Source organism: secondary endosymbiont of Heteropsylla cubana (assembly GCF_000287355.1).
Lineage (GTDB): Bacteria > Pseudomonadota > Gammaproteobacteria > Enterobacterales > Enterobacteriaceae.
This window is the reverse complement of sequence record NC_018420.1, coordinates 556,895-570,872: the sequence shown is the minus strand read 5'-3', so window position 1 is coordinate 570,872 and position 13,978 is coordinate 556,895. Positions and strand designations below refer to the sequence as shown.

The 13,978-nt window shown below is 30.0% G+C and carries 9 protein-coding genes; 2 read left to right on the top strand and 7 right to left on the bottom strand.

The annotated features are described in order from the left end of the window. Positions 1-52 precede the first annotated feature (52 nt). The 7 genes from yidC to rho all read right to left on the bottom strand — a co-directional run bounded on the left by yidC (position 53) and on the right by rho (position 11,597). Positions 53-1,681, bottom strand: coding sequence for a membrane protein insertase YidC (yidC, locus tag A35E_RS01490; protein ID WP_014888913.1), 1,629 nt, complete (start codon positions 1,679-1,681; stop codon positions 53-55). Positions 1,682-1,705: 24 nt separating this feature from the next. Beyond that, positions 1,706-1,948, bottom strand: a complete 243-nt coding sequence (gene yidD, locus A35E_RS03060) for a membrane protein insertion efficiency factor YidD (RefSeq protein WP_014888912.1) — start codon at positions 1,946-1,948, stop codon at positions 1,706-1,708. Further along, positions 1,915-2,271 carry a ribonuclease P protein component gene (gene rnpA, locus A35E_RS01485; protein ID WP_014888911.1) on the bottom strand — a complete coding sequence of 119 codons (357 nt, stop codon included), beginning with the start codon at positions 2,269-2,271 and terminating at the stop codon, positions 1,915-1,917. Before rnpA ends, yidD begins: the two co-directional genes overlap by 34 nt. Positions 2,272-2,289: 18 nt before the next feature. Beyond that, positions 2,290-2,433 carry a 50S ribosomal protein L34 gene (gene rpmH / locus A35E_RS01480; RefSeq protein WP_014888910.1) on the bottom strand — a complete coding sequence of 48 codons (144 nt, stop codon included), beginning with the start codon at positions 2,431-2,433 and terminating at the stop codon, positions 2,290-2,292. Positions 2,434-3,167: 734 nt separating this feature from the next. Continuing rightward, a complete protein-coding gene (rsmI, locus tag A35E_RS01475; protein ID WP_014888909.1) occupies positions 3,168-4,052 on the bottom strand; it encodes a 16S rRNA (cytidine(1402)-2'-O)-methyltransferase in 885 nt (294 codons plus the stop codon). 1,386 nt (positions 4,053-5,438) lie between these two features. Further along, positions 5,439-6,560 carry a dTDP-4-amino-4,6-dideoxygalactose transaminase gene (gene rffA / locus A35E_RS01470; RefSeq protein WP_014888908.1) on the bottom strand — a complete coding sequence of 374 codons (1,122 nt, stop codon included), beginning with the start codon at positions 6,558-6,560 and terminating at the stop codon, positions 5,439-5,441. A 3,777-nt stretch (positions 6,561-10,337) separates the two neighbouring features. Further along, complete coding sequence (rho, locus tag A35E_RS01465; protein WP_014888907.1) at positions 10,338-11,597, bottom strand: transcription termination factor Rho; 1,260 nt, start codon at positions 11,595-11,597, stop codon at positions 10,338-10,340. Between the two features lie 1,404 nt (positions 11,598-13,001). On the opposite strand from rho, the gene rpsJ reads away from it, so the two are divergent. Together rpsJ and rplC are read left to right on the top strand one after the other, a co-directional pair. Beyond that, a complete protein-coding gene (rpsJ, locus tag A35E_RS01460; RefSeq protein WP_014888906.1) occupies positions 13,002-13,313 on the top strand; it encodes a 30S ribosomal protein S10 in 312 nt (103 codons plus the stop codon). 35 nt (positions 13,314-13,348) lie between these two features. After that, a complete protein-coding gene (gene rplC, locus A35E_RS01455; RefSeq protein ID WP_014888905.1) occupies positions 13,349-13,978 on the top strand; it encodes a 50S ribosomal protein L3 in 630 nt (209 codons plus the stop codon).

The window sequence follows — 13,978 nt, the reverse complement described above, 5'->3', positions numbered from 1 at the left end:
ATCTAATTTACAACATTTAAAAAACTTAAAATTAAATTAATGTTTATCTTATTTAATGTAAACCTCGTTTTTCTAAACCACGATAAATCAACTTCTGTTGTATAATTGTCACTAAATTACTTATAGTATAGTATAAAACCAAACCTGATTGAAACCAAAGAAAAAAAACGGTAAAAACTATAGGCATCAAAGTCATAATTTTTGCCTGCATAGGATCAGTCACGGCAGTAGGCGACATTTTTTGTATAAAAAACATACTAAATCCCATTAGAACTGGAAGGATATAATAAGGATCTTGTGCCGATAAATCGTAAATCCATAATGCGAACGGAGCATGCCGTAATTCAACTACACTTGATAGCATATAATATAGCGCAAGAAAAATCGGCATCTGGATTAATACAGGTAAACAACCTCCTAATGGGTTAACTTTTTCAGTTTTATAAAGAGCCATTATTTCTTGGTTTTGACGATGCTTATCACTACTAAATCGCTTCCGCAATGTTTCTAGTTTAGGTTGCAACATCCGCATTTTAGCTATAGATACATATTGCGCTTTTGTTAGTGGATACATGATCCCCCGAACAATAAAGGTGATAATGATAATTGAAACTCCCCAGTTACCTATAAAATTATTAATTAACTTTAGTAAATTAAATAGAGGTTGGGAAATAAACCATAGCCAACCATAGTCAACTACCAGATTGAAATGCGGAGCCACTGTTGCCAACTTTTCCTGAATTTTAGGACCAAGCCATAATGTTGCTCTTATCTCACTTTGGTTACCTGGTAAAACTATGATAGGGCTCGACATAAAACCTACTGCTACAAGACCATTGTCTAAGTCTTTTGTATAGAAAGTATTTTTGATTAATCCGCTGGGGATCCAAGCGGTAGCAAAATATTGCTGGAGCATAGCAATCCATCCAGCATCCGTAGTAATATTCAGACGCTGGTTTTTAATATCTTCGAAACTACATTTTTGATATTTTTTATTATCTGTAGAATAAGCCGCACCACGATAAGGTTGAAAAGCAAAAGGAGTGTTACTAGGACTACGCAATTTCGATAATTTAATTGATTGATTTAATTCACCAAAAAAAATTAACTCAATTGATTCCCTACTAACACTAGTATTATTAATATGATACTTAACATCTACAGAAAAATCCCCAGCTTTTAAAATAAAAATTTTACTATATACTACTCCATTAGGAGCGGTATAAGTTAATGGTACGCACAATTTATTCTCATTTTTTGGTAAAAAATATGATTTTTTACTAGCAGAAAATATTGGACGCTCACCAGTGGTGATATTATCAATACCGTTTTTTCCTATTAGACCACTTTGTGCGTGATAAATAAAATCGGGAGACGTCTCTAATAAGTGGAAAGGTTTTTCTGATCCAAGTGCATCTAAGTAAGAAAGAAGGAAAGCCTCTTCAATATCACCTCCACGAGTATTAATTTTTAATGAAAGGACATCTGTTGTAATCGTAATAAATTGATCTTCTTTGTTATCACGTGTATCCGTATGTTTTTTATCTATTGTAGTGTTGTTAAGATCTTCTTTCTTGTATTTGCTAGTCAGCATAAAAGTAGAATCCGTATGCCAAGCCTGCCAGATCATTAACGATAAAAAAAGCAAAGCGATGATAAGAAGGTTGCGTTGCGAATCCATTTTAGTATTCTCTAAATTATGTAGTTAAAGGTTTTTCTTCGGCACAGCATCATCACCCCCTAAATTAAAGGGGTGACATTTTAATAATCGTTTAAATAGTAACCAACTACCTTGTAATATATTAAACCTGTATATTGCTTCAATTGCATATTGAGAACAAGTAGGCCTAAACCGACAATGAGATCCTATAATCGGACTGACAATTATCTGATAAGTCCGTATCAACCAAATTATCACCTTTGATATTGCTGACAATGGCGTCGCCATAATTTTTCTAACGCTTTTATAAGCGTACGGTTATCTAAATTAGATATGCCTTTTTTTGCAATCACAACAAAATCCATAGGAGGAAGGAGATGCTGAACAAGTCGGAAACTTTCACGTGTCAAGCGTTTTATCCGGTTACGTTCATGAGCGTATTTTACATGTTTTTTTGCAACTGTAAGACCAATCCGCGGATACCCCAACATATTCAAGCGACAAAGGATTATAATATATGTAACACTCACTCTTTGAGGATGCTTGAAGCAAAAAGCGAAATGATTGGAAGTTAACAATCGCAACTTCCGAGGAAAGGTTAACTTAGCCACCTACGTAAATAAACTTTATTATTTACAAGATACAGTCAAGCGTGTACGACTTTTTGCACGTCGACGTCCTAAAACTTGACGACCGTTTTTTGTAGACATACGAGCACGAAAACCGTGGGTACGATTACGTTTTAATACAGAAGGTTGAAAAGTCCGTTTCATTGTAATTTTACCTAAACCGTAAATGATTACCGATTAACTATTGTAGTTTTAATACAGATTTTACATGCCTGATAACTTTATCGTGTTAATGATTAAAGCTAGAGACTTTGACCATCCTCAAATTTTATCTAAATGCATCCAAACAAACGTTATCTATCAAAAAAAAATAACATCTAATTGCAAAATAAAATTATACGACCTTTAAAAGAAAGAGCAAGGATCTTGAGATTTTGTTATGATTTATAAAAAAATTAATAAAAGTTAGTTTAGCTATACTAATGTTGGTATATAATAAAATTTTTCATAATAATTTATTTTATTGTTTAAATTAATATTTAAACTTCACATTCTATTGCTATACTACAGAAGTGCTATATTACAGAAGTAATTTTTTTATAAAAACCATTTCAAGCTAAATATCTATAAGCACTAGTAATATACTACTAGTGAAGAAGTCAGTAAAATTATTTTTGTTTAACATAAAGAAATTAAAACACCAGCAATAATTAATATTATTTATTAAAATCACTTTATTAAAAATATTTTTATAAACTCTATGTTAACATATTTGATACATATTTACTTTTCCTTAAAATTCCTTGTCGAAGACAATCTAATAAACAACATAGTTTAAGATATAGTAATAATGAAATACTCAACACAACAAAAACACTAAAAAAAACTAAAATAATACCTAAATTTAATCCAAAATTATCCAGAAAACAACAAAACTATTAATCTTTATTTATAAAAGAACTTTGTTTTTTTTGATGTATCCCATAATTATATAGAACATTTTTTTTAATGCCATGGATTTCTCCAGCTAATGTTGCTGCTTGTTTTAGCGATAATTTATCCTGCAATATTCTTAAGGTACGTAAAGCTTTCTCTAACGGAATCTTGTTACATGTTTCATAACCTGAAACCACAAGTACAATTTCACCGCGACTAAGATTTTTGTCTTCTTGTGCCCAATCTAACAAATCACAAAGCGATGCTCGATAGAATCTCTCCCATACTTTTGTTAATTCGCGCGCAAGTACCACATGACGCAAAGGGCCCCACACAGTTTTCATGTCTTCTAAGCTCTCTACTAACCGATAAGGTGATTCATAGAAAATAAGTGTGCGTGTCTCATGAACTAACAGCTGAAGAGCATCAAGACGAGCTCTGCGATTTGCTGGCAAAAAACCTTCGTAGCAAAAACGACTGCAGGCTAACCCAGCTCCTGATAAAGCGGTAATAGCTGCACAAGCACCCGGTAAAGGCACAATGCGAATCTCAGCCTTACAGCAGAGATGCACTAAATGATATCCTGGATCATTTATAAGGGGCGTACCAGCATCACTTACTAAAGCCACACTTTGCCCTGTTGTTAACCTTGATAACAAAAAATTTGATTTTTTCTTTTCATTATGAGTGTGAAACGAAATAAGGCGTGCACTAATAGAGAAATGATGCAATAGTAAACCTGTATGACGGGTATCTTCAGAAGCAATAAAATCTACCCCCTTCAAGACAGAGAGCGCTCGATAAGTAATATCTCCAAAATTACCAATAGGGGTTGGTACTATATACAGAGTTGATTTTAAAATATTTGCATTTTTATATTGATTCATTATTAGTATTCAGATTATTTGTTATATAATAATGTTAAAAAACACACTAAATATAGTTTTCCTTTATCCACTGGAATACTGATGTCTAACTAAAAAATCTTCTTTTTTTTAATTGTTATAACAATAACCTTAAAATAATACTATTTTTTCTTTAACAAAAATTTATATAAATAACTAATGATCCTTGATTTTTTAAGTAAAAATACTGCTATCAACACAATGATATTATGTTTTTCTGATTAAAAAATGTTTTTATTAAATGAATTTATCATTAACGCTCTTTGAGCGCTTTGATAGAATCACTATTAATTGTTATAAACATTTGTATCGAATGTCTCTTTTTTTTAAATGAAATTCTTTAGTTGATAATTAACTATAAAAATATTTTTATATTTCGTTAGTGTATCACTAGTAATAAATTTAGCGATTAAGATTTTTATTATAACCCTGAATTAATAAAACAATTTTATTGATTTTTTTTTAAAAAATAGCAATATTATCTTTTACGATCATCTTATGATGATAACTCCGCACATTACATGCGTAAGCACCATTAACCGATATTTTTAAAATTTTTACTAAATTGAACATTAATGTACCATACTAGAAATATTAGGATTAATTAAGACAACTTAAAAATTAGTTTTTTATAAATTTATAAAAACACTAGCACTTTTTAATTTTTAAAGCAATTTTGTCTAAATCTCGATCAAAAACGAGCTCTTAAATCAAAAAAAATGTTCTTCTTATAAAAGTAGCTCTAGGTCTTCATGGAGAAAAACACTGTATACAATATAAATAAACCTTCGATTCTTCATCTATTATAATTCTATTCTGTCAAATAGAATGTAAATATATCGTAAAAAGTAACAAGCTATTTTTCATAGATATCAACTGTGCATAATCTTTCGGTTTCTTTAATATAAAGAAGTATTTTATCACATCTACAACTTAATTAACAAACGAAAAATTATCATTATTTATAACAAATTACTTGACAAGTCTACACGACGCTTAAATACTTTCTAATAAGATTTTATAAAAAAAATAAAATTAAATTTTATTTATAACTCTCTCATTATTCAAGAAAAACATACCAACTAAAGATACGCTAGATAATGTATCTTAAATACTAAATTAATCTTAAATGCTAATTGTGACTATAGCTTGTTTTGAAATTACAAGCATCATAAATTAATCCTTGCTACCATTTCCATTATGCAATGGAAAATATATCAACCTAAGCTGATCCTAAATATTTAATATAGCTTCTTATAACATAAGAAGGATGTTACTAATACTTTTATTTTAAGATGCCTTACAAATAAAAGGGTCGTAAATTACCATGTGTCACAATATCTAGAATCATTTTTTTTCATAACGATACTAAGAGTAGTAACTATGTATTCTATCAATGATCCTAAACTGATCGTCATCGCTAAGATTATAAAATAACGGTAGACGAACCAAACGTCGACTTTCACGCATCGTATAATAATCACTACCATGAAAACGGGAAAAACGACGGCCTGCTGGACTTTCATGTAAAGGAGTATAATGAAAAACAGTCAATATCTCTTCTCTTTTCATATAACGAATAAAAGCATCTCTATTCTTAATGTCCTTTAATTTTAAATAAAACATATGTGCATTATGTTGACAAGCTTGTGGTACAAATGGTAGCGTTAATTCACTTAAACCTTTTAAAGAACAAGCGTAGCGTTTCCATAAAAACTGGCGACGTAAGTTAATAGTTTCTGCTTCTTGGAGTTGTCCCCATAAATAAGCAGCCTGCAGATCAGACATCAAGTAACTCGAACCGATATCATGCCAAGTATATTTATCTACTTGACCACGAATAAACTGAGTTCGGTCGGTACCTTTTTGCCGAAGAATCTCTGCACGTTCAGTAAACGCGTTATCATTAATAAGAGTGGCACCACCTTCTCCTCCAGCAGTATAATTTTTCGTTTCATGAAAACTAAAACATCCGATATGACCAATACTACCTAAAGCACGACCTTTATAAGTCGACATTACGCCCTGAGCACTATCTTCAACTACCCATAAATGATACCGAACTGCAAGAGCCATAATGGTATCCATTTCACACGCTACACCAGCATAGTGAACTACAACAATAGCCCGCGTTTTTAAGGTAATGGCAGATTCTATAAGCATTTCGTTAATATTTAAAGTGTCTGGGCGAATATCAACAAATACAATAGTGGCACCGCGTAAAACAAACGCATTAGCTGTAGAAACAAAGGTATAACTCGGCATAATTATTTCATCTCCAGGATGAATGTTCAGGAGAAGGCTTGCCATTTCTAATGAAGCAGTACAGGAAGGAGTTAACAAAACTAAAGTGCTTCCAAAACGTTTTTGGAACCATTGCTGACATCGCTGGCTAAATTTGCCATCACCAGACAACTTGTTGCTATCCATCGCAACTTGCATAAAACTTAATTCGGTTCCAATTAGTGGTGGTTTATTAAATGGAATCATGAGCGCCTCAATATAAGCAATAGGCAAAATACACGATATGGATACTACTGTTCAGATAAAAGGAAGCTACAAAAAGACAAAAAAATTAAAACTTTTCATTACTAAAGAAACCAACTGAAATCATTGTGGAGGGTGGGGGTGAACCCCCATACTCTCAAATGTAGATAAAAACGACATACAATTTTAACACGCGGTAATTTAAAATAAAAAAAAGACCATTAGCAGATAAATACATACTTTTTATTGATCTAGAACAATTAAAACATTTTCTATCAATCGATAAATGTATGTGTTTGAAAGAAAAATCATCAAGAATTTTACAGATCAACTTTTCTTATAAATTTAGATAATAGAATTAACATTCTCTTTTTTTTGACTTATACCAACAATCATTTTTTCTGTCGCTCAACGATGACATGAAGCATATCAAGTCTATCTGAATAATATTAGGTCTATAAAAAACTCTTAACTAGAGGATATATCCCTAACAATAAAATTAATTTTTTTATAACTGATATAGTGATAAAAACATTTTTACTGCTTAAAAATATTAAAAAGTAAAGGCTATCACCTTTAGTCTGATCTAATGCAGACCATATCAGCCACAATCACGCTGAACATTAAAAACATGACAAAAATATTTTTATAAGTCGAAAAAAATAAAGATTTGTTTAAAAAGTATAAAATATTAATAATGACCTTTCTTAATACTGAGTTACAATAAAAAACTCTAATAATTATTGTAATATTAAGCAATCTATCTACATTAACTAGATACAACTAACTCATCATAAATAATGTTTAAACAAGATTGTTTATAACTTTTAAAAAAAACCATAAACAAACAGTACCAAATCTTTTCATTCTTAGTGAATTAATCTTTAAAAAAAGATAAGAGTCGTAATAAAACGTTTAAAATAAGATACATGTATCTAATCTCTTATACAACAACAAATGTGCCCTTATATCCGCTTTTAAGATATATTTCAGATTAGGCGGAAACTAACTGATCATCGTAGTTTAAATAAAAACACACAGTTGTCATGATCTCAAATTATAATTTCTTAAACATATAAGAATATAATTCTTAATGATGAATCCATCTTTTTAAACGATATGTACAACAATCATCTCAGTTAGAATTTCTTAACAATCACAAAGCGGTTGAAAAACGCTTTTCTTGAATGAGAAGTTCACATTCAATTTTATTTAATCAATATTGAGTTTATAATTAACAACTTATCGCAATTTTAGTTTTATCTAGTTGAAACTGTATATCTTAACTTTATAGATTTAATCTTAGATTACAATATTTTTCATGTGATATAACTTGCTATCAACCTATAAAACATCCTGATTCTATTGCTAAAATCAAATAATTTTCTATAAATTTAATCAACTAGAACAATTCTAGTAATTGATCTAATAAATCATACTAACAATTTTCTAATTTTTTTATAAACTTGATAAAGGTCTTATATTCAATTTTTTATTAAAACAACTTAATGACTTTTTAAATTAAAACGACATTCCCCAATTTAAATAATATGGATATATGAAATGCACGCTTTCATAAAAACTCTGTTTATATCTAATCTATTTTCTGGTTTTAATGCATACACAGAAACTCTAAAGTAATTTGTACAACACTATAACTAATAAATATATCTTTTTAATTATATTAGACGTGCTTTATTCAATAATGATCAAAATACGTTATTCAATAATCCTTAAAATCTTTTTTCATCTAATGCAAGAATAGTTAACTACAGTATTATTACTATATTTGATTTTACCTCTAAATAATTTGCTATAATTGTCATTACTTTTTTTACAAATCCATCAAATCATGATCCATTATTTAACAATTTAGTTATTACACTAGTCTCTGTTTAAGGCAGTTATAGATATATTCCTAATACTAACCAAAAAAACAACTCGAAACAGAATGACTGATAACCTCGGAATACAAAATGAATCAACGGTCTACAAATATAAATATTAAATTTAAGAAAACAAAATAGCACTTAATAAAAATACTTTTAAGAAAAAAGTAATGATATAGTGTTGTAACCAAACACTGAAATAGGAATAACAATTCCTAGTTAATTAAACTCTTCCAACATAGAACTTATTATAATGGTAATAGATAACTTTTTCGTTTGTAACTTCACTGTATTTAATCAAAAAAAGATAAAGAAAGCTCTCTAAATATTTATTTAAACATAGTGTAGAGAATTAAAAAAAATAAACAGCTGATCTTAAATCTCTATGCGCTAACCAAGTTATTCTAACACTCGAACAAGAAATAACATATTTTTAGCGATTTCTCTATTAAAATAAAAATTAAAAAAAAATAAAAATATATCTTGTGAATTTTGAATCTAAACTATCGCTAATACTTATCCATTTCTATAATCTCAATTTATGATCAGTGTAACTAAGGGTTTCATGATTTCAAAAAAAAATACACTACAATCAATCTGAGAACTCTCCCTATCAACTCCACATATTATAATAATAAAAATTATTTTAATCCTTAATATCAAGATATCTAATGTTTTGTCCTACACATATAGTATTATAACAGAAGTTGTTCTCTCTATGGAACAACCTATATAACTAAATTTTTTGTATTAACCTTCTTCACAATTATCTAAAATTTATCTACAAATGACTAAAGCGCATTATTTATCACTAACAGATCTATTTATAAAATTAATGTATAACCTTATTTAGGTTTAATTTTATATTACTTATCAAAGTAAAAGTGATTTTTATAAAATACACCCCTCTATAATACCCAATTTATATATGTAGAGAATATTCTTACGTAGTAAATAAAATATTTGTGATGAATGATTTTATCTAAAAATGGATTACTATAATTATCATATGCTTCGCTAGTTTGCTGACATTAATCTATAACCGTGATAGCAAGATGTTTTCTTGATTTAAAGAGCAATATGCCGTATTAATGTACTATTTACTTATTTATTATAGCAATGGAACTATTTATTTTCTCATACTCAATGTCTAATACTTGTAGGAAAAATAATTATATCATAGTGATAGAATGCTTTTGTTTTAAAAAAAACCAGGACTCATCTATACCATAATTTTTAATGATGGTAGATTAATCTACCGTCAGACATTGCGTTCTTTATTTCAAAGCATATTAAAATTCATACTATTCTTTTGAACTAACACGTATGATTTACCTATTAACTATAACTTAATTACATTAAATAGTAGTTTGTAATAATATCATTTAAAATGATGATTACGTGAACCTAAAATATCACAGCCTCCAGAATAAATAGGTAATGATTTTTCTATAAGAAAAATCACAAAAAAAAATACTAGATCTTGAATTAAATTTTATTTATTTTTACAAATAAACTTCTCAGAAAATTTTTATAAATTAAAAAAGTTTTCTATTACCAACATGTAGCTAAGAACTAAAAAAGAGCTATATCCTAAATACAAAACATTATTTAAAAAAAATAATATATTTATATTAATATAATTCATAAAACTAGTTGATTATATAATAATTTGCTAGCTAAAAATATACTAGTTATTCCTCATAAATGCGCAGTAATGCTAAGTTAATATGCAAATTTCATTAAATGAAAGCCTACTTATTTAGATAAGGTCGTATCTTTATGCAATAAAGAAAAACTTACCCAATATGTTTAGAATATATATAAAAACACAACTATATTAAAATTAAGAAAGTACTAGGTTTATGAGTATATTTTCAAACTTTATGATTTATGAACGCTTCATCATTTCGAAGAATTCATCATTAGTTTTAGACATTGCTAATTTATTCATTAAAAATTCCATTGCATCAATATCACCCATAGGGTGGATAATTTTACGCAATATCCACATTTTTTGCAGCTCTTCTTGCGTAGTAAGCAATTCTTCTTTTCGGGTTCCTGATCTGTTGTAATCAATCGCTGGGAAAACACGTTTTTCAGCTATTTTACGGGATAAATGAAGCTCCATATTACCTGTTCCTTTAAATTCTTCGTAAATAACTTCGTCCATCTTAGAACCCGTGTCAATAAGCGCTGTGGCAATAATCGTCAAACTACCACCCTCTTCCATGTTTCGTGCTGCTCCAAAAAAACGCTTAGGACGATGTAAAGCGTTAGCATCCACACCACCGGTTAATACCTTACCAGAAGCAGGTACTACTGTATTATAGGCGCGCGCCAAACGTGTAATTGAATCCAAAAGAATAATAACATCTTTCTTATGCTCAACTAAACGCTTCGCTTTTTCAATTACCATTTCTGCAACTTGAATATGACGAGATGCAGGCTCATCAAAAGTAGAGGTGATTACCTCCCCCTTTACCAAGCGTTGCATTTCAGTTACTTCTTCTGGACGCTCATCAATTAACAGAACTATTAATAAACAATCTGGATGATTATAGGCAATACTTTGAGCGATGTTTTGCAAAAGCATAGTCTTTCCAGCTTTTGGAGGCGCTACAATCAACCCACGCTGTCCGCGACCAATTGGTGAAGCTAAATCCAACACTCTTGCAGTAAGATCTTCAGTAGATCCGTTACCACGCCCCATGCGCAAACGCGAATTAGCATGTAGCGGTGTTAGGTTTTCAAATAAAATCTTATTGCGGGCATTTTCTGGTTTATCATAATTGACTTCATTAACTTTTAATAAAGCAAAGTAACGCTCGCCTTCTTTTGGAGGACGAATCTTACCAGAAATAGTATCACCTGTACGTAAATTAAAACGGCGAATCTGGCTAGGGGAAACATAGATATCATCAGGACCAGCAAGGTAAGAGCTGTCACTAGACCGGAGAAAACCAAATCCGTCTTGTAAGATTTCTAGTACACCATTGCCGAAAATATCTTCGCCACTCTTAGCATGCTGTTTAAGGATAGCAAAGATAATATCTTGTTTACGTATGCGGGCTAGGTTTTCCTGTCCCATATTTTCACCAAGGGTCACTAGCTCTGAAACTGGCATATTTTTTAATTCGGTAAGGTTCATAATGGTGGGTTCTTAACTTGAGGTATATCTTGAACTGATTTTGTGGATAGTATGGTAATCTAAAGCCGGCCTAATTCTATGAGATTTAATTTACATTCTATCTATTTCTATAGAATGATGATTAAAAAAAACAAATTCTAGCGCATAAAAAAAAGAAAAAATATTTAAGATCTTTTTAAAACCTTTATAGCTAAATATAAATAAATTTTTATGAGCTCAAAACTCATAGATCCCATTTAACATTTTTAAAAAAACAATTATTAAAATCGAAGTTGAATTTAAATCAAAAACCTGATTGAAAAATAAAATAAAGTAAAGTTTATCAATATAAAATTAGCATGGTTCTTGATAGGCGTCTAGCCATCGAGATAAGAAAAAAAACTTATTACTCTCCCACTAATCAACAAATGCTTATAGAATAAAGATTTGTTAGATGCTAGAAATCTATATAATAAGAATATTATACCATTAAAAATATTCTAAAACTCTCTAAAAAGTAGAGAGTTTGTATTTTTCGAAAAATGAAGAATTTCATCACTTAATTAATAGTTTCTTTATTTTAAATTCTTAACCCATTTCTGAAACACCACAATCAAGACTATAACATAGTTTTAAACAAATAAAATGAATCACATTATTCATGGGAGCACCTCGATCAACTCTAATAAATGTACAAATTAAAATTTAAGATATTGTAATAACGTTTTAATCATAAAAGTAAAAGCGTTATGAGGCTAACTGATGTATTAAATTATTAATTTAAATTATTTTTTTATATCTAACCATCACTTTCATAGTACTTTAATTCCAAGATGGAACGTAAAAAACTTTTAAAATATCTACTACAATTTTACGCAAAAAAAAACACCACTTCACTAGGAATTATGTAGATTATTAGTCTTTATTAAACTTTAGAAAATGCTTTATAAGCATAATGTAAATTATAATTAAATAATTAAAAAATTGTATTTAGATTAAGAAATTAAAAACTTTAAAAAAACACTTTAATGATATTGATCTAAACTATTTGAATAACACTTTAACATAGTTGTATACTTTAGATTATTTTTAGTATTGAAATTTTTTTCAAAATACATACTCTTACAATAAACTTTCTCTATCTAAACTAAAATTACTTTTACCAACCTTGATTCCTAATATAAATCTGCGTATAATAGCTTTTGTTTTGGTATATTCATATTCATCCAACAAAAGCTGATCTAAATTATAGAGTCAAATTTTTTATATAGCATAGATCTGCTCAAGAACAGAACAGTAGTTAAGCCAGCTTACAAGATCCCCCACTTGGGGATGCCCCCTGAACAATGACACTTCTCTGATTAACTATGCTAGAGGGGGTGGCGGTTGGTTTTTTACGTTTATCAATAATTGGAGCTCTGGCTCATGCAAAATCAAAGAATCCGTATCCGTTTGAAAGCATTTGATCATCGTCTAATTGATCAATCAACCACAGAAATAGTCGAAACTGCTAAACGTACTGGTGCTCAAGTACGTGGTCCTATCCCATTGCCTACTCACAAAGAGCGCTTTACAATACTAACTTCTCCGCATGCTAATAAAGATGCTCGTGATCAATATGAAATTCGTACTCATAAACGTCTAGTTGATATTGTTGAGCCAACCGAAAAAACCGTAGATGCGCTGATGCGTTTAGATTTAGCTGCTGGGGTAGACGTGCAAATCAGTCTGGGTTAATCAGTTCATAATACGATTGAGAGGTTGCAATAATAATGAAAGGTTTAATCGGATGTAAATTAGGCATGACTCGCATCTTCACTGAAGATGGAATTTCTATCCCTATTACTGTTATTGAAATAAACACAAATCGCATCACTCAAATAAAAAACTTGAAAAATGATGGATACCGAGCTATTCAAGTTACCGTTGGAACTAAAAAACTTAACCGGATAAAAAAATCAGAAGCAGGTCATTTTGCAAAAACTGAAGTTAAACCTGGGCGAGGTTTGTGGGAGTTTCGTCTCGAAGAAGACGAAACACTAACAGTTGGAGATAAAATTACCGTAGAACTATTTAGAAACGTAAAAAAAGTTGATGTAACTGGTATATCGAAAGGTAAGGGATTTTCCGGAACTGTAAAACGATGGAACTTTCGAACTCAAGATGCTACTCACGGAAATTCATTATCTCATCGCGTTCCAGGTTCTACTGGGCAAAATCAAACCCCAGGAAAAGTTTTTAGAGGAAAAAAAATGGCAGGTCAGTTAGGTAACGAGCGTGTAACCATTCAAAGCCTAAAAGTAATACGTATTGATCTAAAACGCAACTTACTGCTAATAAAAGGTGCTGTCCCAGGAGCAATCGGTGGTAACCTAATCGTTAAACCAGCTGTAAAGGCGTAA